19 protein-coding genes are annotated in these 18,238 nt (G+C 72.4%); 12 read left to right on the forward strand and 7 right to left on the reverse strand.

Features of this window, described 5'->3' with window-relative positions; translation table 11 throughout:
- Nucleotides 1–150: 150 nt before the first annotated feature.
- The gene (locus tag ADJ73_RS04050) at nt 151–822 is read left to right on the forward strand and encodes a VOC family protein (RefSeq protein ID WP_050347210.1); all 672 of its coding nucleotides are present in this window, start codon (nt 151–153) and stop codon (nt 820–822) included.
- Nucleotides 819–1,781, forward strand: a complete 963-nt coding sequence (locus ADJ73_RS17250) for a hypothetical protein (protein ID WP_216593670.1) — start codon at nt 819–821, stop codon at nt 1,779–1,781. Before ADJ73_RS04050 ends, ADJ73_RS17250 begins: the two co-directional genes overlap by 4 nt.
- A 77-nt stretch (nt 1,782–1,858) precedes the next feature.
- Here the strand turns inward: ADJ73_RS17250 and ADJ73_RS04060 are convergent, their stop codons facing one another.
- Nucleotides 1,859–2,206: a rhodanese-like domain-containing protein gene (locus ADJ73_RS04060; protein WP_050347211.1), complete on the reverse strand. Its 348-nt coding sequence runs from the start codon at nt 2,204–2,206 to the stop codon at nt 1,859–1,861.
- Between the two features lie 438 nt (nt 2,207–2,644).
- Between ADJ73_RS04060 and ADJ73_RS04065 the strand changes: the two genes are divergently transcribed.
- The gene (locus ADJ73_RS04065) at nt 2,645–3,670 is read left to right on the forward strand and encodes a DDE-type integrase/transposase/recombinase (RefSeq protein WP_050346700.1); all 1,026 of its coding nucleotides are present in this window, start codon (nt 2,645–2,647) and stop codon (nt 3,668–3,670) included.
- A 101-nt stretch (nt 3,671–3,771) separates the two neighbouring features.
- Here ADJ73_RS04065 and ADJ73_RS04070 read toward each other — a convergent pair whose 3' ends face one another.
- Genes ADJ73_RS04070 through ADJ73_RS04080 form a run of 3 tightly spaced genes read right to left on the reverse strand, consistent with a single transcriptional unit; the run spans nt 3,772 to nt 7,331 of the window.
- Nucleotides 3,772–4,632 (reverse strand): Fpg/Nei family DNA glycosylase, encoded by an 861-nt coding sequence (locus ADJ73_RS04070; protein WP_050347212.1) that lies wholly within the window; start codon nt 4,630–4,632, stop codon nt 3,772–3,774.
- A gap of 3 nt (nt 4,633–4,635) precedes the next feature.
- Nucleotides 4,636–5,802, reverse strand: a complete 1,167-nt coding sequence (locus tag ADJ73_RS04075) for an App1 family protein (RefSeq protein WP_082176723.1) — start codon at nt 5,800–5,802, stop codon at nt 4,636–4,638.
- A 50-nt stretch (nt 5,803–5,852) separates the two neighbouring features.
- Complete coding sequence (locus ADJ73_RS04080; RefSeq protein ID WP_050349247.1) at nt 5,853–7,331, reverse strand: hypothetical protein; 1,479 nt, start codon at nt 7,329–7,331, stop codon at nt 5,853–5,855.
- 144 nt (nt 7,332–7,475) lie between these two features.
- On the opposite strand from ADJ73_RS04080, the gene ADJ73_RS04085 reads away from it, so the two are divergent.
- From ADJ73_RS04085 to ADJ73_RS16835, 4 genes are read left to right on the forward strand one after another with little or no spacing between them, the layout of a single operon-like run.
- Nucleotides 7,476–8,111, forward strand: coding sequence for a hypothetical protein (locus ADJ73_RS04085; RefSeq protein ID WP_156188104.1), 636 nt, complete (start codon nt 7,476–7,478; stop codon nt 8,109–8,111).
- A 33-nt stretch (nt 8,112–8,144) separates the two neighbouring features.
- Complete coding sequence (locus ADJ73_RS04090) at nt 8,145–8,750, forward strand: copper chaperone PCu(A)C (RefSeq protein ID WP_050347214.1); 606 nt, start codon at nt 8,145–8,147, stop codon at nt 8,748–8,750.
- Nucleotides 8,750–9,994 carry a Dyp-type peroxidase gene (locus ADJ73_RS04095; protein ID WP_050347215.1) on the forward strand — a complete coding sequence of 415 codons (1,245 nt, stop codon included), beginning with the start codon at nt 8,750–8,752 and terminating at the stop codon, nt 9,992–9,994. The genes ADJ73_RS04090 and ADJ73_RS04095 overlap by 1 nt, the downstream gene beginning before the upstream one ends.
- Nucleotides 9,995–10,021: 27 nt before the next feature.
- Nucleotides 10,022–10,192: a hypothetical protein gene (locus ADJ73_RS16835; RefSeq protein WP_156188105.1), complete on the forward strand. Its 171-nt coding sequence runs from the start codon at nt 10,022–10,024 to the stop codon at nt 10,190–10,192.
- A gap of 94 nt (nt 10,193–10,286) precedes the next feature.
- Here the strand turns inward: ADJ73_RS16835 and ADJ73_RS04100 are convergent, their stop codons facing one another.
- Together ADJ73_RS04100 and ADJ73_RS04105 are read right to left on the reverse strand one after the other, a co-directional pair.
- Nucleotides 10,287–10,649 carry a VOC family protein gene (locus tag ADJ73_RS04100; protein WP_050347216.1) on the reverse strand — a complete coding sequence of 121 codons (363 nt, stop codon included), beginning with the start codon at nt 10,647–10,649 and terminating at the stop codon, nt 10,287–10,289.
- Nucleotides 10,650–10,700: 51 nt separating this feature from the next.
- The gene (locus ADJ73_RS04105; RefSeq protein ID WP_050347217.1) at nt 10,701–11,750 is read right to left on the reverse strand and encodes a small ribosomal subunit Rsm22 family protein; all 1,050 of its coding nucleotides are present in this window, start codon (nt 11,748–11,750) and stop codon (nt 10,701–10,703) included.
- 189 nt (nt 11,751–11,939) lie between these two features.
- Between ADJ73_RS04105 and ADJ73_RS04110 the strand changes: the two genes are divergently transcribed.
- From ADJ73_RS04110 to trhA, 3 genes are all read left to right on the forward strand, one after another.
- Nucleotides 11,940–13,295, forward strand: a complete 1,356-nt coding sequence (locus ADJ73_RS04110) for an MFS transporter (RefSeq protein ID WP_082176724.1) — start codon at nt 11,940–11,942, stop codon at nt 13,293–13,295.
- A 138-nt stretch (nt 13,296–13,433) separates the two neighbouring features.
- Entirely contained in the window at nt 13,434–13,859 is a 426-nt protein-coding gene (locus tag ADJ73_RS04115; protein ID WP_050347218.1) for a hemerythrin domain-containing protein, read from the forward strand.
- A gap of 181 nt (nt 13,860–14,040) precedes the next feature.
- On the forward strand, nt 14,041–14,757 hold the full coding sequence (trhA, locus tag ADJ73_RS04120) for a PAQR family membrane homeostasis protein TrhA (protein WP_253272663.1): 717 nt from the start codon (nt 14,041–14,043) through the stop codon (nt 14,755–14,757).
- 14 nt (nt 14,758–14,771) lie between these two features.
- Here trhA and ADJ73_RS04125 read toward each other — a convergent pair whose 3' ends face one another.
- The gene (locus tag ADJ73_RS04125) at nt 14,772–15,383 is read right to left on the reverse strand and encodes an IclR family transcriptional regulator (protein WP_172669698.1); all 612 of its coding nucleotides are present in this window, start codon (nt 15,381–15,383) and stop codon (nt 14,772–14,774) included.
- A 238-nt stretch (nt 15,384–15,621) separates the two neighbouring features.
- Between ADJ73_RS04125 and ADJ73_RS04130 the strand changes: the two genes are divergently transcribed.
- Nucleotides 15,622–16,581, forward strand: a complete 960-nt coding sequence (locus ADJ73_RS04130) for an MBL fold metallo-hydrolase (RefSeq protein WP_050347220.1) — start codon at nt 15,622–15,624, stop codon at nt 16,579–16,581.
- Nucleotides 16,582–16,623: 42 nt separating this feature from the next.
- Nucleotides 16,624–18,234, forward strand: a complete 1,611-nt coding sequence (locus tag ADJ73_RS04135; protein WP_050347221.1) for an FAD-dependent monooxygenase — start codon at nt 16,624–16,626, stop codon at nt 18,232–18,234.
- The last annotated feature ends 4 nt before the right edge of the window (nt 18,235–18,238 follow it).

Genomic DNA, 18,238 nt, shown 5'->3' on the forward strand with positions numbered 1-18,238 from the left:
AGAGACGGCAGCAGATTTCGGCATACGGTCTGATCGTGTCGCCCGATCGGACACTCTGCGGGAGACTAGCCCCAGAGATAGACACGACGAGACAGCCGTATGCCGAGCAACGCCCGACCACGCGACACAGCCGCCAGGTAGGTTCATCCCATGGCCTTGGCCCGCTACGTAGACCTGACGATCGACGCCCACGACCCCGAGTCGTTGGCGCGGTTCTGGTCGCGCGCCCTCGGGCTCCGCATGATCGACCACGGCGCCGACGGCTACGAGCTGTCGGGGGACGACGCCACCGACACGGTGTGGATCCGCCCCACCGCTCGGCGTCGGGACGAGCGCCGCCGCGTCCACCTCGACATCTACGCCGCCGACACCGACGGTCTCGTGCAGGCCGGCGGCACCATCGTCGACCAGGACAGCTACCCCTGGGACCTCGCCCTGGACCCCGAGCAGCGCGAGCTCGGCGTCGTCGTCCGCCCCAGCGAGAAGCGCCGGATGTACCAGGTCGTCATCGACTCCAGCGACCCCGAGGCCAACGCCGCCTGGTGGGGCCGGGTCCTGGACACCAAGGTCCACCCGGTGCCGGACGACCGCGACACCGCGTTCATCGAGCCGGTGCCCGGAGCGCCCTTCGAGTCCATCGTCTTCGCGCGCGAGACCGAGCCCAAGGCCGTCTTCAACTCGATGCGCCTCGCCGTGACGGCCCAGACCCCCGACGTCCTCCTGCTCCTCGGCGCGACCGTGTGCGAGGAGACCAACCCCGACCCCCGACGCACCTACCTCCGCGATCCCTTCGGCAACGAATTCACTTGGGTGGCACCATGACTCTGCAGACCGGCACACACACGTTCACCGGCAGGATCGCCGGCCTCGGCTTCTCCGACGGCACCCGCGTCGTCGTGGGCCGCTGGGCGGAATCCCCCTTCGGCGCCTTCACCGACGTGATGGTCGAGCGGCCCGGCGGGCACCGCGTGCTGCTCGCCCCCACCGACGAGATCGCCGAGACGGTGGCGCAGCTCTACACCTTCGACGAGGTCGTCGTCACCGACGTCGAGGAGCGGACCGACGGCCACACCCTGCACCTCACGGCCGGCCCGCTGACGCTGCAGCTCACCCTCGGCGACCGCACCACCCTCGGCCGCGCCCTGCACGCGGTCCCCGCCGCGCTCGCGAGCAAGGCCTGGTGGAGCCGCGTCACCGACCCGATCGCGCAGGCCCTCCTGCGCGGCGTCCGCACCCAGGGCACCACCGCCAACGGCCTGCCCGCCACGTATGGCGCCACCGACCTCCACGCCATCCGATCCGCCCGGGCCAGCTGGGACGGGCAGGACCTCGGGGCGCTCGGGCCGGTGTCGCCGCCCGTGCGGTTCGGCTTCGGGTCGACGCCGACCGAGCCGGCCGTCACGTCGCTGACGACGACCATCGAGGTGCCCGAGCCCGACCCGCTCACCGGCGTCATCGACTGCTGGGGCATGGGTGCGCTGCGCGAGAAGCAGGCCCGCGACACGGCGGCGCAGCGGGATGGGGCGGCGCAGCAGGCGTCCGTGGCGCAGCGGGATGGGGCGGCGCAGCGCGACGCCGGCGAGACCGGCCCGGCCGGTGAGGCCGCCCGCCGCCACGTCGACGACCAGGAGGCGCGCGAGGTCCGGGAGGAGGCCGACCGCGCGCGGACCTCGCAGGTCTCGCGCGAGGAGCAGGCCGAGGGCGCCGGCGCGGCGGGCGAGATCCCGACGCCGCTCAGCGACGCCAAGCGGGTCGGCGAGCTCCCCTCCGAGAACGCCTGACCACCCTCGATGCCACTCTCTGACCCTGTCTAGAGGGTGTCCTAGAGAGGCGGATACGACCCCATCGAGGTCGAGCCTTAGAGCACGTCCGGCTCGCCGCCGCCGTCGGCCACGAGCGGCCGACCCGCAGCCTTCCACCCGAGCATGCCGTCGGTGAGGTTGGCGGCGTCCCAGCCGTTCTGGTTGAGCCACGCGGTCGCGCGGGAGGCCCGCCCACCGCCGCGGCAGGTCACCGGCAGCACGTCGACCTCGGGCAGCTCGTCCCGGCGCTGCACCAGCTGGTCCAGCGGGATGTGGATAGCGCCCGGCGCGTGGCCCAGGTCCCATTCGTCCTGGTTGCGGACGTCGAGGACGAGCGCGTCGTCGGCGAGCTCGTCGCGGCTGATCTGGGGCACGTCGGGCTGGGCGTCTGCGGGGATCGTCATGGGTCCACCCTGCCACCGCCGCAGCCCGGCCCGCCATACATCGCAGGCCCCCGTGCACCCCCCTCCCCGCCCTCTCCCCCCCGCTCTCTCCCCCGCGATCGTGGTCGGTTTGTGTCGCCTGGGCGCTGTGAAGTCCGGACACATGTGAGACCGGGATGTCCGGAGAGATCTGAGACTGCTGTTATAGGCGTGTGGGGCGTGCTTGATCGCTATGCGTAGTGCATGGCGGGGAAGCAGGCGGCGCGTATGGCTATGTTGGACAACGCGTGCAGGATCGAGGCGCAGTACGGCACGAAGGCGGCGTTCCCGGATGGGTTCGCCGCCTTCGCGCGGGCCCATGGGATACCGAAGGCTACGGCCTACCGGCACCGGGAAAGGGCGCTGCGGGAAGGGTCGTGGCAGCCCCGGTCGCGCCGTCCTGGGTCCAGTCCCAAGCAGGTGCCCGACTTCGTGGCCGGGCGGATCGTGGCGCTGCGCGCCGGGGCCGAGTTGGACGAGGGCGCGGACTTCATCCGGGCGGTGCTGATCGCCGAGGCCGAGCGCGACCAGTGGGCGAGCAAGGGGCTCGTCGTGCCGGCCCGCTCGACGATCAACCAGGTCCTCAAACGGGCGGGGATGCTGCGTACCAATCCCAAGAAGCGACCTCGGTCGTCCTATCGACGGTTCGCCTACGCCCGCCCGCGGGACTGCTACCAGATCGACGGCACCAACCTGACCGGGCTCGGGTTCGGCACCGGCACGGTGTGCATCATCGAGGTCCTCGACGACGCCACCCGCACCCTGGTCGCCGCGCACGTGTGCGCCGCCGAGACCAGTGTTGACGCGCGGGCCGCGCTGACCAGGGCCATCGCGGCCTTCGGCGCGCCCGGGATCGTCTTGTCCGACAACGGGGCCGCGTTCGCCAGACACTCCCGCGCCGGGGCCACCCCGGCGCCGACCAAGTTCTTCGAGCTGGTCGACCGGCACGGGACACGACTGATCCACTCCAGCCCGTACCACCCGCAGACCTGCGGCAAGTGCGAGCGGCACCACCAGACCAGCAAGCAGTGGCTGACTCGCCGTGTGCGTGAGCTCACCGCCGCGGGTCATCCACCGACCTGCATCGCCGATGTCCAGGCCCTCGTGGACCAGTACCAGGAGTACTACAACCAGCGCCGCTGGCACTCTGCCTTGAACAGCACACCCGCCCAGGCGTGGGCCGAGGCCGCCGCGCGCGGCGATCTCGGCGGCCCGACCCGCCTGCCTGCCCAACGAGACGCTGACATCCGCGCAGCGAAGGTCAGCACCGAGGGCCGCGTCCGTTTCGGCAGGCTGCGGTTCAGCGTCGGACGATCCCGAGCCGGCAGCACCGTCACGATCCTTGTCGACGGCAACCACGCCAATGTCCACGATCACGAGGGCACTTGGATCGGGCACCTCACCATCGACTGGGACACCACCGACCAAGGACGAATCGCGGCCTAACCTGTCTCACATCTATCCGGACACCACGTCTCACATGTATCCGGACAGCACAGTCGCCTGGGCGCCCGAAGGGTCCACGATCGCGGATAGAGAGGAAGACGCTACTTCAGGAACTTGGAGGTGCGGCGGTCCGCGAGGGGCTTGCCGCCGGTCTGGCAGGTGGCGCAGTACTGCAGCGAGGAGTCGGCGAAGGACACCTCCCGCACCGTGTCGCCGCACGCCGGGCACGGCTCGCCGGTCCGGCCGTGCACCCGCATCCCGGCCCGCTTGGCGTCCTTGAGCTCGGCGGCCGGCTTGCCGGACGCGGTGACGACGGCCGACCGCAGGGTCTCCCGCAGCGCCTCGTAGAGCCGCGCCACCTGATCCTCGTCGAGCGCCGACGCCTTGGCGAAGGGCGACAGCCGGGCGACGTGGAGGATCTCGTCGCTGTAGGCGTTGCCGACGCCGGCGATCATCGACTGGTCCCGCAGCACGCCCTTGATCTGGGCCGAGCGGCCGGCCAGCACCTGCGCGAAGACGTCGAGCGTGAAGTCGTCCGCCAGCGGGTCGGGGCCGAGCCGCTCGATCCCCGGCACCTGCGCGGGGTCGTCGACGATGTACGCGGCCAGCGACTTGCGGGTGCCCGCCTCCGTCAGGTCGAACCCCCCGCCGGACAGCATCCGCACCCGCACCGCCACCGGAGACTTGTTGGGGCGCAAGGCAGCACGCGGGACCTCGTCATACCACCTGAGCCATCCGGCCTTGGCGAGGTGGAAGACCAGGTGCAGCCCGTCGCAGTCGATGTCCACGAACTTGCCGTGCCGCGAGACCCCCGACACGACCAGCCCGGCGAAGGCCTGCGGCGCGGGCGCATAGGTCTTGAGCACCGAGAAGGACCCCAGCTCGACGGCCGTGATCGCGTCGTCGACGATCCGCTCGGTCAGGAAGTCGACCAGGGCCTGGACCTCGGGCAGCTCGGGCATGGCTCACAACGGGTTCTGGTCGTCGCGGTCCGGCTGGGCGCGCACCGCGGCCGCGTGCACCTCCGGGTCCTCGACGTCCGGGTGGTGGTGGGCCCCGATGTCGGCCGCGGCGTACTGCGCCCGCAGGCGCTGCGCGAGACCGTAGCCGTCGGGCGCGCGGTAGACCGGGGTGGTGGCGTTGATCCGCTCGATCGGCTGCAGCTCCTCGTTGGACACCGGCAGACCGTGGGACAGCACCTGCTCGGCCGGGGTCAGCTCACGGATCGCGATGAGCTCCACGACGTCGGGGTGGTCCTCGGCGAAGTCGCTGTAGAGCTTGGGGTCGTGCTGCCCGTCGTCCCCGACGAGCAGCCAGTGCACGTCCGGGAAGGTCTGCCACAGCGAGCGCAGCGACGCCCGCTTGTGCTCCTGCCCCGAGCGGAACCACCCGGTGTTGGTCGGACCCCAGTCGGTGAGCAGCAGCGGCCCGGCCGGGAAGCCGTGCCGCGCCAGGAACTGCGTCAGCGTCTGGAAGGTGTTCCACGCCCCGGTGGACACGTAGATCACGGGCGCGCCCGGGAAGATCTCCTGCAGCTCGCGGTAGAGCGGCGCCATGCCGGGCACCGCGCGGCGGGTGTTGGAGTGCACCACGAAGGTGTTCCACGCCGCGATCAGGGCTCGCGGCAGCATCGTCGAGATCACCGTGTCGTCGATGTCCGAGACGATGCCGTACCGCGTCTCGGGGCCGATGACCAGCACGGGAGCGTCCGCCGGGTCGGAGTCCTGCGACTGGATGGTGGCCGTGTGCCAGCCCGGCTCGAGCCCGGCGCCCTCCACCAGCACGTCGACGTAGCCACCCCGGTCGGTCCGGGACTCGACGACCGCGTCGCCGAGCCGCACCGTCACCGGGGCGTTGGTCGCCGGCGGCGGCGTCGCGAAGGACCGCCACCCGCGGGCCCGCTCCTCCCCGCGCAGGTCACGCACGGCGGCGTCCCGCTGCGGCGAGTCCTGCGTGCCCGGGTCGCCGGGGCGCGCCAGCTTGATCCGGCCGAGCACCCGCACCCGGTCCGGTGTGCCGTAACCGGTGTGGCCGATCGCCTCGCAGCGCCACCCCCGATCGCGCAGCACCCCGGTGACATGACGGTTCCACGCGTCCTCGAGGAGGGCGGCGGCATGAGGTCGTGAGGCCATGGTCCGACCCTATGCACTCACGGGCCCCGATGACAGGTAGTCGGCCCGCACTAGTGCCGGGCCGCCCCCAGACCGAGCAGCGCCGCGACGCCGAGGGCGCTGCGCGGGTCGTACCCGGTGCGCCACAGCCCGCCGTGGACGGCCGCCCGGGCCTCGTCCGTCCACGGCCGCCGGGACGCCTCATGCCCCGCGCCCCCGCCGTGCCGCAGGTCGTCCACCAGCAGCGCCGCCATCAGCGTGTTGGACGTCGCCGGCTCGAACACCTCGATCCCGAACCAGTGCGCCCCGGCGTAGGCCGCCGCGAGGGCGCGGTTCTTGGTCACCGAGCGGGTGCGGGTGGGTGGCGCGACGTTGAGCGAGACCGGCAGCCCGTCGGCGGCGGCCACCGTCGCGCGCCACCGGTGGACCCGCTTGGCCAGCAGGTAGTTGGGCCCCTGCTGCTCGACGATGCTGTCCGAGACCCCGACCGCCTCGCCCGGGGGATACTGCCGCCGCAGCAACCGGCCGCCGCTCGCCACCCGCAGCGGCGTCCGGACCACCCGGCCGACCGTCCGGTTGTCATAGCTGCTCGTCGACTGCGCCACCGCCGACCCCGGCACGACGAACGCGTCGGTCGGGGTCGCGAGGAACGCCAGGGCCACGTCGTCGCGCCGCCCCGTCAGCCAGGTCGTGAGGGCGTCGACCGCTGTGGCGAGCCGCAGGTTGGTGGCGCCGTCGGCATACACGTAGTTGCCGAGCACCAGTGGGCCGTCGAGGGACTCGAGCCAGTGGGCCACGGCGCCGAGGTCGTGGAGCAGGTCCGCGCCGGCGTGCCGGGCGAGCCGGTCGTCGTCGCGGGTCTCGTCCGTCGCCACTCCCTGCGGGACCGGTATGACGAGCCGCCCGGCGCCCTGCCTCGCCACCGCCACGAGGCGGCGCCACAGGTTGGGCCGGGCCAGGTCGACGCCGACGACGTCCCCGCCCCACCGCAGGATCGACCGCAGCGGGCCCATCTCGGCGCCGGCGCCGAGGACGACGACGCGCTGGTCGCGCAGGTCCAGCCACTCGGGATGGTCGAGGACGCGCTCGACGGCCTGCTGCACACCGGGCTCGACGACCCCGGCGCGGACCCACTCCTCCAGGCGGCGGCGCAGCTCGTCGCCCCGCAGCCGCTCCCCGCGGTAGGGCAGCGACAGCTCGCGCTCCGGCTCGCCCTGACCCTCAATCGTGGCGCCGGCGAGGGGGGTGCCCGGCTCCTCGCACGCCCGTGCCAGGGGCTCGTCCTCGCCGCCGGGCCCCACCCAGCGCATCCGCCGGTGCAACGCCTCGAGGCCCTGACGCGCGACGGTCCGGGCGGCGTCGCCGTCGTGGATCCCCACCTCCACCAGGCGCCGGAAGTGCCGCGGGTAGTCCTTGCGCCAGGCCGTCTCGCGGCGCACCGCGTCCGCCCCCACGTCGTCGACCCCGGCGAGCGCCGCCGCGACGACCTCGCGTCCGAGCGCGCTGCTGCTGCGCTGCCCGTCCTGCTGCGGGAAGACCACTCCGGTCATGTCGGCCACGGCTGCTCCTCGTGGGGGCGGGTCTGGGGGCGGGGTCTGGGGGCTGGGCCTGGGGCTGCGCTCATGCAACCACACCGTGGTCGGCGGCACCTCTCGCGCCCTGACCGGATCGCGCCCCGCCCCTAGACTGGCGCCGTGATCACGCCGGACGGGGGACGGGTGCGCCTGCTGCGCGCCGCGGTGCTCGCCGTCGTCGTGGTCTGCCTCGCGGCGCTCGCCCACCTCGTCGGGGGCGGCACGCTGCCCGGCCCCGGCGTCCTGGCCGTCCTGGTGGCGGTCGTCGGCACCGCCGCGCTGGTCGCGAGCTCGCGCCGGCTGGGCACCTGGTCGATCGGCGCGATCCTCGGCGGCGGCCAGCTGGCGCTGCACGAGGCGTTCGCGCTGCTCGGGACCACCGGCGCCGACCCGGCGTCGCTCGGTCACGTCGTCGGCAGCGGGCACCACGCCGTGCTCGTGACCCACGCGCCCGCCGGTGATGCTGCGGCCGCGGTCGAGCACCTCGCGGCGCACGGCGGCCACCACCTGTCGCTGCCGATGCTGCTGGCCCACGCGATCGCCACTGTCGTCACCACCCTCGTGCTCGCGCGGGGCGAGCGCGCCCTGTGGTTGCTGGCCGGGTGGCTGGCGCCCGTCATACGGGTCCTGCTGGTGCGTCCCGCGCACCGGCCGCGCCCCACCCTGCCGGTCCTGGACCTGCCGCGCCTCGTCACCGCGGACGTGGCGCTTATCGCACCGCGGCGCGGACCGCCGCTGGTGGCCTGCCCTCGCTGACCGCAGACCACCAGACCCAAGGAAACCCACATCATGACCACGCGCCTCGCGCTGCCCTGCGCCCTTGCCCTCGTCGCCCTCACCACCGCCGCGTGCGGGTCGGGCGCCACCACGACGGCGACGACGAGCACGACCACCTCGACCACCGCTGCGACCGCCGGGACCTCGACCAGCAGCGCCGTCGACCACCACCTCCTCACCGTCAAGGACCCCTGGATCAAGGCGGTCAAGGGCGGGATGACCGGGATGTTCGCGACCCTGGTCAACGACACCGACAAGCCCGTCACGATCGTCGCCGCCGAGAGCGACGTCGCCACCAGCGTGCAGCTCCACGTCACCGAGAAGGACGCCTCGGGCGCCATGGTGATGAAGGAGACCAAGCAGGGCTTCACGGTGCCGGCGCACGGCACCGTCGAGCTCCGGCCGGGCGGCAACCACGTGATGCTGATGGGCCTGCGGAAGCCCATCCTGTCCGGCACCAGCACCACGGTGACGCTCACGGACGCCAAGGGTGGCCACGTGCACATCGAGGCGCCGGGGCGGGAGTTCAACGGCGCCAAGGAGACGTATGGCGGGATGTCCATGACCCCCAACGCCCCCGCGACGCCGGCCGCGTCGACGACCGCGCACGGCCACTGATGTCGGCCGACCAGCACCGCGTCGACCGGCGTGACGTGCTCGTCGGCGGCCTGTCGGCGCTCGGTGGCCTGGCCGCCGGTGCCGCCGGAGGGGTGGGGGTGGCGCGCTCCGGCGCCGCCCCCGCCCCGGCCGGGCCCGCTCGACCGGAGCCGACGGTGCAGCTGGCGGGCCACCAGCGACGCGCCTTCCACGGCGAGCACCAGCCCGGGATCATGGACGCGCCGCAGGCGCACGGCGCCTGGGTCGCGCTGGACCTCGTGCCCGACGCCGACGTGACCGCGCTGCAGCGGCTCCTGCGCATCTGGACCCAGGACATCGCCCAGCTCATGGCGGGTCAGGCGCCGTATGCCGACTTCGAGCCCGAGATGACCGCCACCACCGCCTCGCTGACCGTGACGGTCGGCCTCGGGCCGCGTGCCTTCACGCTGCGGGGCGTGACGACGCCGCGGCCACCTTGGCTCGGCCCGCTGCCGCCCTTCCCGCGCATCGACCGCCTCGACCCCCGGTGGGCCGGTGGGGACCTGCTGCTGCAGATCTGCGCGGACTCCCCCATCACCGTCTCGCACGCCCAGTGGGTGCTCACCAAGGAGGCCCGCACCATCGCCACGATCCGGTGGGTGCAGCGCGGCTTCCGGCAGGGGCACGGCGTGACCCACCCCGGGGAGACCATGCGCAACCTCTTCGGGCAGGTCGACGGCACCGTCAACCCGGTCAGCGGCCCGGACGACGCGGTGGTGTGGTGCGGGCCCTCCGCGCCCCGGGTGCTGCAGGGCGGCACGACCATGGTGCTGCGCCGCATCGCCATGAACCTTGAGACCTGGGAGGAGGCGGACCCGCTCACCCGCGACACCTCCCTCGGGCGACGTCAGAAGGACGGGGCGCCGCTGACCGGTCGCGTCGAGACGGACGCCCCCGACCTGGCCGCGACGGACCACCTGGGTCTGCCGGTGATCGACGAGTTCTCCCACGTGCGTCGCTCGATGCCCCACGAGGCCGGACGGCGGGACCGCTTCCTGCGACGGCCGTACAGCTACGACGACGCGCCGGCCCCCGGGCAGCTGACCAACGCCGGGTTGCTCTTCGTGGCCTTCCAGGCGGACCTCGAGCAGTACCTCTCGGTGCAGCGGCGGCTCGCCGAGGCCGACCTGCTCAACACGTGGACCACGCCCATCGGGTCAGCGGTGTTCGCCATACCGCGGGGGTGTCGTGAGGGTGAGGTGCTGGGGCAGGACCTGTGGGCGTGAGCGGCCCCCGGCGCCTAGCCTGGGTCCATGAGCAACGACGCGACGCGCGAGGACCGGCCCGAGACCGACGTCGAGGGCACCGACGGGCAGCCGACGGCGCTGGGCCAGGAGACCGACCTCGACGACGTGCCCGCCGCGGCGGGCGGTCAGGACACCTCCGAGCCGGCGCAGGGCGAGGGCGAGCAGAGCTCCTACTGAGGGACGCGCTCGCGGGGCAGGTCCCGACACGCTCGCGGGGAAGATCAGGTACCGCTATCGGTAGCCGACCTTCCCCGCGACCCGCGGGGCGACCTCAGCGGCGGCTCGTGAACCGCCAGTAGTAGCCGTCCGGGTCGACCACGCGAAAGTCGGTGAGCCCCCACTCGCGCTCGGCCAGGTCCTCGTCGAGCTGGACCCCGCGACCCACCAGCTCGTCGCGCAGCCCGGTCACGTCGTCGACGTCCACGACCAGCTCGGTCCCGGCGGGGAGGCGGCGAGCCGCGGGGTCGACCGCAGCGGCTTCGCACAGCCCGAGCCGCACCCCGCCCAGGCGCACGTTGGCATAGCGCGGAGGGCCGTCCTTGCGCCCGCGGAGCTCGAACCCGAGGGCCGCGTAGAACGCCAGGGACGCGTCGAGGTCGGCGGGGAAGAGCTCGATGCGCAGCTGCGGGTCCATGGGACCAGGGTCCCTCACCACGTCACCCCCACGTCAAGGGGCCGCCGCTCGTCATGCCTGCGCGCTCCAGCCGGCCTGGAGGGCGTCACCCCAGTCGAGCTTGCGGGCCTCCTTGTATGCCGCGCCCTGACGCTTGGACACGAGACGCTGCGCGGCGGTGCCGTCGGCCTGGCAGAGCGGCAGTCCCACGAGACCCTTGCGGATCATCGGGTGGCGGATCACGCGGGCGGCATACGGCTCGACGGGCAGGCGGGTGGCGAGGACATAGCTGAACTTCTCGTCCTCCGAGGACAGCTCGGCGCCCTTGACGGCCCGGTGCAGGGCCGAGCGCTCGACCCGGGCGGGCAGGTGGCACCAGTCGTCGCCCGTCAGCGGGCACGGGCCCTGGTGGGGGCAGGGCGCGGCCACACGAAAACCCTCGCCCTGCAGCTGGTCTCGCGCCGCCAGCACCCGGCGATGGCCCGCGGGCGTGCCGGGCTCGACCACCAGCACCGTGCTCGCGGCAGCCATGGCGGTGGCCACGGCCTCCTGCCGCAGCGGGTCCGGCAGCTCGCCGATGACGTACGAGAGGACGGCCAGGTCGGCGAGGCCAGCCTCCTCTCCCGCGAGGCCGGGGGGCACCGCACTGCGACCGAGCGTCCAGGCGTGCCAACGGGACTCACGCAGGGCGGCAACGGTCGACGCCCTCGCCAGCCGTGCCCCCAGCGACCGGGCCAGCTCGGACTGCTCGAGCACGTCGACCTGCTCCAGCTCGGGCGCCCAGGCCGCCACGGCCCAGCCCGCAGCCCCCGTGCCGCCCCCGAGGTCCACGAGCCGCCGCACCCGCAACGAGGGCACGGCCGACGACGCCTGTTCGAGCACCGCCCCCAGCGCGGCCACGGTGGCAGGCATGCGATAGGCGGAATACGCGGCCACGGTGACGGGGTCGGCGAGGATGACCGAGGCGGGCACCGAGCCCGAGCGGTAGGCCTCGATGAGGCGGGTGACCCGCCCCGCCAGCGCGTCCACCCGATGCCCGGCGAGCGCCTCGGCGAGGAGGTCACGCAGCTCGTCCGCCACCGCGCGGGGATCGTGGAGGGGGCGGGCGGGGTGGTTCGGCATACGCACCAGTGTGGGTGATCGCGACCACTGGGCAGACCCACGACACCGGTCACCGGCGGACACCCGAGAAGTCGTCATCCGGGCCTTGTGCCGACCCCGGCAAGCCCGTACGGTCATGCAACCAATCGCATAACGCGCACATGTCTCGATATGCGAGCTGATCTGTCCCCACCATCCTCAAGGACGAGCATGGCCTCTCACTCCTCAGCCGCCGGCGAGCCGGACATCTACCACGACTCGGACGCCCCGACGACGGCCCCTACGGAGTACCGCCGCGTCGCCATGGCGACCATGGTGGGCACCACCATCGAGTGGTACGACTTCTTCATCTACGCCAACGTCGCGGCGCTGCTCTTCGGCAAGCTCTTCTTCAGCGGCCTCGGCGACTGGAAGGACCTCGTCTCCTTCGCGACCATCGGGGTCTCGTTCTTCTTCCGCCCCGCCGGGGCCATCGCGATGGGCTACGTCGGTGACCGCTACGGCCGGCGCATGGTCCTCGTCTTCACCCTCATCCTCATGGGCGTCGCCACCGCCTGCGTCGGCCTGCTGCCCACGACCCAGTCGATCGGCATTGCCGCCCCGATCCTGCTGATCATCCTGCGCTGCGCCCAGGGCTTCTCCGCCGGCGGTGAGTGGGGCGGGGCCGCGATGCTGGCCGTCGAGCACGCCCCCCACGGCCAGCGCGGCAAGTTCGGCGCCTACCCGCAGATCGGCGTGCCGATCGGGATGATGCTGGCCACCGCCTTCCTCACCGTGCTGTCGGCCACCACGACCAAGGAGCAGTTCGAGAGCTGGGGCTGGCGCATCCCCTTCGTCTTCTCGATCGTGCTGGTCTTCGTCGGCCACTACATCCGCTCCAAGGTCGAGGAGTCGTCGGTCTTCGAGGAGCTCAAGGAGGCCCGCGAGCACAGCGCCGTGCCGCAGACCACGCTGGTCAAGCACCACCTCGGCGACGTCATCAAGGCGGCCGCGTCCTTCATGGGCAACAACGCGCTCGGCTACATGCTCGTCGGCGGCTTCGTGCTCGCCTACGCCACCAAGTCGGCCAAGCCGCCGCTGGCGCGCACCGACGTCCTGCTGTGGGTCATGGCGTCCGCGGCCCTGTGGCTCGTCACGACCATGTGGGCGGCGATCTTGTCCGACAAGATCGGCCGCAAGAAGGTCTACATCATCGGCTACGTGCTCATGATCCTCGGCATGGTCCCGATGTTCATGGCCGTCAAGGAGGGCACCCTCTTCTGGGTCGCCGTCGCGCTGCTGTGGATCGCGGTCCCCGAGGGGCTCACCTACGGCCCGCAGTCCGCGATGTTCGCGGAGGCCTTCCCCGCGCACATCCGCCTCTCGGCGGTGTCCTTCGCCTACGCGATCGGCGCGATCTTCGGCGGTGCCTTCGCCCCGATGATCGCCGAGGCCATCACCAAGTCGACCGGCAGCGTCGTCAACGTGGCGTGGTACCTCATGGGTGTCGCGGCGATCTCGCTGGTGGCGGTGCTGCTGTTCAAGGATCGCACCAACGAACCCCTCCACACCATGTCCGGGCACTGACCTGCCTCAGGTGGACAAATCCGCCGGGGGCGGCACCCCAGGCGGATGTGTCCCACCCGGGCTGAACCCCCCGGCCTGACCGGGCCGGGGTTTTGACCCGCATTTGACCGTGCTAATGACGGGGCGGACGATGAGACCATGTGTTCCTACTGCGGGTGCAAGGACATCGATCTCATCGGCCGATACATGGACGAGCACGAGCAGCTCGTCAACGAGCTCGGCATCCTGCGCCGAGCCTGCGACAAGCAGGACCTCGACGCCGTGCAGGCGGCCTGCGCGCACCTCGCGGGGCTGATGCAACCGCACTTCGACTCCGAGGAGCGCAGCCTCTTCGCCGTGCTGCGCGAGGACGAGGACTTCACCGAGCACGTCGACGACCTCTGCGCCGAGCACGGGGACCTGTGGGGTCTGTTCGACGCGGTCAAGCAGGGCGACTTCGGCGGCTACAAGGCGTTCGAGGACCGGCTGCGGGTGCACATGGACCGTGAGGACAACGGCCTCTTCCCCGCCGCCGCGGTGTCGCTGGACGGCCCGTCGTGGGAACGCATCATGGAGCTGGCCTGAGCCGACGCCGCCGTGCAGGATCGGGGAACGCCGAGTGCGGCATACGGACGCCAGGTTCCCCGATGAGGGGCGCCGGGCCGTGGGGCCGGGGTTTGTCGCCGCGCGAGCAGGGACGGGGCGTGATCCGGTGTCCCGAGCGTGGCTGCGACCCAGGTTGCGCGCGTAGCGTCAAGATATGGCCGTGACCACCGATCGTCCCACCGCCGCCGGGAGCTCCCGCGGCGCCACCTCGCCGAGCGTCGCACAGCGCCCGGTCGAGGCCCTGCGCAACGTCAAGCCCAAGCTGCGGGGGTGGTTGCACGCCGGCATGACCCCGGTGATCTTCGTCGCGGGGCTGGTGCTGTGCGTCTTCGCGCCGACGCTGACCGCCCGCATCGGCAGCGCCGTCTACCTCGTCGCCGCGCTGATGCTCTTCGGCACCAGCGCGACCTACCACCGCGGCCGCTGGAACGACAAGGTCTACGCGGTGTTCCGGCGCTGGGACCACGCCAACATCTACGTCTTCATCGCCGGCAGCTACACCCCGCTGGCGTTGCTGCTGCTCGAGGGTCGTTCGCGGGTGATCCTGCTCGCGCTGATCTGGGCGTGCGCGATCGCCGGCGTGCTCTTCCGCACCCTGTGGATCGATGCGCCGCGGTGGCTCTACACCGTGCTGTACGTCGCCATGGGGTGGGCCGCGGTCGGGTGGCTCTCGCAGTTCTGGGCCGCCGGGGGCGCCGTCACCGTCATCCTGATCGCGGTCGGGGGGCTGCTCTACACCGGCGGCGCCGTCTGCTACGGCCTGAAGCGGCCCAACCCGTCGCCCACGTGGTTCGGCTTCCACGAGGTGTTCCACGCCTGCACGATCCTCGCGGCGATCGTCCACTACATCGCGATCGCCTGGGTCGTCTTCCGCTGACGCGGCGGGCGGGGTCAGAGCCGGCGGGCGATGCGCTCGGCGCAGGCCACGACGCGATCCGCCAGGTCGGTGCGCGGCGGGTCGCCGACATACGACACGGCGATGGCGGCGGCGACGCGATGCCCGTGCAGCGGCGCCGCGACCGCGCCGACGCCGTCCAGCACCTCCCCCCAGCTCTGCGTCCAGCCCCGCTCGCGGCCGAGGCCCACCTCGGCGGGTTCGCCTGCCGTCGGCGGCCGGTGCGTCATCAGGGCCAGCCCCGGCGCGCCGCGATCGACCGGGTGGACCGTCCCCACCCGCTGCGTGAACCAGGTGCCCGGCGTCGTCGGCTCGGCCACCAGCAGGGTCACGCAGTGGTCGCGCTCCTCCACCACCAGGAACGCCGTCAGGTCCACCTCGTCCGCCAGCTTGCGCAGGTGCGGGCTCGCGACCGCGCGCAGGTCCGGGTCGAGGGTGCGGGTGAGCGCGACGAGGCCGTACCCCAGCCGGAACCGGTCGCTGTCGTCGCGCGAGACGAGGCGGTGGTCCTCCAGGGTGCGCAGCAGCCGGTAGACGATCGACCGGTGCAGCCCCGCCGCCTGCGCCACCTGCCCGATCGTCATGGGGCGCGGCGACGCGGCCAGCACCTCGAGCAGGCTCAGACCCCGGTCGAGCGTCTGGCTCCCGGTCTGCCGGGCCCCACCTGATCCAGCCCGTAAGCCGTCTTGCCCGCGCGCCGGGTCGACGTGTGGCATGCCGTCCTCCTCTTGCCGGTGGCTCCGGATCGCCATACAGTCGATCTCAGACCGATAAACGCACTGGTGACTCTATATGAGAACTCTCTCAATGGCTCGCCGTGCGCCCCGAGACAGAGGAGTCTCCACCATGGCCAAGCCGTTCGCGTCGTCCGCCGACCTGGGACCCAAGGAGCAGACCCTCGAGGTGCTGGCCGACGGCGTCTATGCCCTGACCGCGGAGGGCGACCCCAACATCGGGGCGGTCGAGGGCGAGGACTTCGTCATCTGCTTCGAGGCGCTGGCGACTCCCGTGGCGGCGCGCGAGTGGCTCGCGCGGCTCCGGCAGCACACCGACAAGCCGGTGCGGTGGCTCGTGCTGAGCCACTACCACGCGGTGCGGGTGCTCGGGGCGAGCGCGTTCGACGCGGAGACGATCGTCGCCCACGACATGACCAAGACGCTCATCGACGAGCGCGGACAGCAGGACTGGGACAGCGAGTTCGGCCGGATGCCAAGGCTCTTCAAGGAGCCGGAGTCGATCCCCGGGCTGACGCACCCGGACCAGACCTTCGACGACGAGCTCGTCATCCCGCTCGGCGGCGACCGCGGCGACATCGTCCTCAAGCACTGCGGCCGCGGCCACACCGCCGGCGACATCATCATGTGGGTCCCCAAGCACAAGGTCCTCTTCGCCGGCGACCTGGTCGAGTCGCAGGCCGCCCTCTACACCGGCGACGCCTTCCACCGCGACTGGTCCACGGGCACCCTCGACGCGATCAAGGCGTACGGCGCGGAGCACCTCATCGGCGGCCGCGGCGCCATCGCGCACGGGCGGGAGGAGGTCGACGCGGCCATCGAGCAGACCCGCGACTTCCTCACCACGATGCTGCGTGAGGTCGGCGCGGTGCACGAGCGCGGCGGCACGCTCCGGGAGGCCTTCGAGGCCACCCACGCGGCGCTCGCCCCGAAGTACGGGAAGTGGCCGATCTTCGAGCACTGCGCGCCCTTCGACGTGCAGCGGGTGTGGGACGAGCTCGACGGCATCGACTGGCCGCGCATCTGGACGGCGGAGCGGGACCGCGTGGTCTGGGACCAGCTCCAGTCGTAAGCGACCCGGCGAATTCCCCCAGAGAGCAAGGACAACGACGTCATGCCTCACGAATCCCTCACCACCCCAACCCTGCCCGCTGACCGGCGCGTGCTGGTCATCGGCGCGGGCCCGGTCGGGCAGACGGCCGCGCTGCTGCTCGCGCACTGGGGAGTCCCGGTGACGCTGCTGGACTCTCGCCCCGAGCGCGACCCGATCGGCTCCAAGGCGCTGTGCCAGCAGCGCGACGTCCTGGACGTGTGGGACCACGTCGGTGCGGGCCGTCAGGTCGCCGACGAGGGCGTGACCTGGACCCGCGCGCGCACCTTCTACCGCGACACCGAGCTCTTCTGCCAGGGCTTCGTGGACAAGGGGCGGTCGCCGTTCCCGCCCTTCGTCAACATCAGCCAGACCCGGACCGAGCAGCTCCTCGACGAGCAGATCGCCCGCTCTGACCTCATCAGCTACGCCTGGGGGCATCACGTCGTCGGGCTGCGCCAGGGCGCCGACTCGGTCACGCTGACCTGCGAGACCTCTTCGGGCCCGGTCGATCTCACCGGTTCGTATGCCGTCGCGGCGCCCGGCTCCAAGGGTGGCCCGATCCGCGACCTGCTGGGGCTGACCTTCGACGGCCTGACCTTCGACGACCAGTTCCTGATCTGCGACATCCGGGCGGACATGCCGGGGTGGGAGCAGGAGCGCCGGTTCTACTTCGACCCGGAGTGGAACCCCGGCCGCCAGGTCCTGATCCACCCCTGCCCCGACTCGACCTTCCGCATCGACTGGCAGGTGCCGCCGGACTTCTCGCTGGAGGAGGACGAGGCGAGCGGCGGCCTGGACCGGCGGATCCGGCAGATCATCGGTGCGGACAGCGACTACGAGATCGTGTGGAAGTCGCTCTACCGCTTCCACGCTCGCCAGGTGGACCGGATGCGGGTGGGGCGGGTGCTGGTGGCGGGCGACGCCGCGCACCTGGTGTCGCCGTTCGGTGCGCGCGGCCTCAACTCGGGAGTCCTCGACGCCGAGAACGCCGCGTGGAAGCTCGCCTTCGTGCTGCACGGCTGGGCCGACGAGTCGCTGCTCGACAGCTACCACTCCGAGCGGCACGCCGCGGCGGCCGAGAACCTCGAGGTCACCTCGCGCACCATGGCCTTCCTCGTCCCGCAGACCCCGGAGGAGCACGCGCGCCGCCTCGACATCCTCGAGGAGTCCATCCTCGACCCCGAGCGACGCAACCAGGTCGACTCGGGGCGTCTGTCAGAACCCTTCTGGTACACCGACTCCGAGCTCACGACGCCCGCCCCGGACCGTCCGTGGCCGGGCCGTCCACCCAAGGGCGAGGACCCCGAGCCCGTGCCCGGCGTCCTCGTCCCGGACGTCCCGCTCACCGGCTGGCCCGGCGTGTGCCGGCTGCGCGAGCTCGCCCGCCGGGGCCTGCTGGTGCTCGTCGGGCGGGCCGTGGACCGGGACGCCTGCGAGGACGCGGTCGCCGAGCTCGGGTGCGGTGTCACGGTCGTCGCTCTGGATGCCGTCGACCCGGACGGGGTCGTCGCCGCGAGCCTGCACCTCGACGGGCGCCAGGCGGTCGTCATACGGCCGGACGCGCACCTGGCCGCGATCGTCGCGACGCCGGGAGAGGTGGGCGCCGCGGTCCGGCGCGTGCTGCGCCGCTGAGAGG

Source organism: Arsenicicoccus sp. oral taxon 190, assembly GCF_001189535.1.
Taxonomy (GTDB): domain Bacteria; phylum Actinomycetota; class Actinomycetes; order Actinomycetales; family Dermatophilaceae; genus Arsenicicoccus.

Bases quoted from the DNA above. Each gene is read 5' to 3' on its own strand.
- ADJ73_RS04050 (WP_050347210.1), top strand. From the start codon at position 151: ATGGCCTTGGCCCGCTACGTAGACCTGACGATCGACGCCCACGACCCC.
- ADJ73_RS17250 (WP_216593670.1), top strand. From the start codon at position 819: ATGACTCTGCAGACCGGCACACACACGTTCACCGGCAGGATCGCCGGC.
- ADJ73_RS04060 (WP_050347211.1), bottom strand. From the start codon at position 2,206: ATGACGATCCCCGCAGACGCCCAGCCCGACGTGCCCCAGATCAGCCGC.
- ADJ73_RS04070 (WP_050347212.1), bottom strand. From the start codon at position 4,632: ATGCCCGAGCTGCCCGAGGTCCAGGCCCTGGTCGACTTCCTGACCGAG.
- ADJ73_RS04075 (WP_082176723.1), bottom strand. From the start codon at position 5,802: ATGGCCTCACGACCTCATGCCGCCGCCCTCCTCGAGGACGCGTGGAAC.
- ADJ73_RS04080 (WP_050349247.1), bottom strand. From the start codon at position 7,331: ATGACCGGAGTGGTCTTCCCGCAGCAGGACGGGCAGCGCAGCAGCAGC.
- ADJ73_RS04090 (WP_050347214.1), top strand. From the start codon at position 8,145: ATGACCACGCGCCTCGCGCTGCCCTGCGCCCTTGCCCTCGTCGCCCTC.
- ADJ73_RS04095 (WP_050347215.1), top strand. From the start codon at position 8,750: ATGTCGGCCGACCAGCACCGCGTCGACCGGCGTGACGTGCTCGTCGGC.
- ADJ73_RS16835 (WP_156188105.1), top strand. From the start codon at position 10,022: ATGAGCAACGACGCGACGCGCGAGGACCGGCCCGAGACCGACGTCGAG.
- ADJ73_RS04100 (WP_050347216.1), bottom strand. From the start codon at position 10,649: ATGGACCCGCAGCTGCGCATCGAGCTCTTCCCCGCCGACCTCGACGCG.
- ADJ73_RS04105 (WP_050347217.1), bottom strand. From the start codon at position 11,750: ATGCCGAACCACCCCGCCCGCCCCCTCCACGATCCCCGCGCGGTGGCG.
- ADJ73_RS04110 (WP_082176724.1), top strand. From the start codon at position 11,940: ATGGCCTCTCACTCCTCAGCCGCCGGCGAGCCGGACATCTACCACGAC.
- ADJ73_RS04115 (WP_050347218.1), top strand. From the start codon at position 13,434: ATGTGTTCCTACTGCGGGTGCAAGGACATCGATCTCATCGGCCGATAC.
- ADJ73_RS04130 (WP_050347220.1), top strand. From the start codon at position 15,622: ATGGCCAAGCCGTTCGCGTCGTCCGCCGACCTGGGACCCAAGGAGCAG.
- ADJ73_RS04135 (WP_050347221.1), top strand. From the start codon at position 16,624: ATGCCTCACGAATCCCTCACCACCCCAACCCTGCCCGCTGACCGGCGC.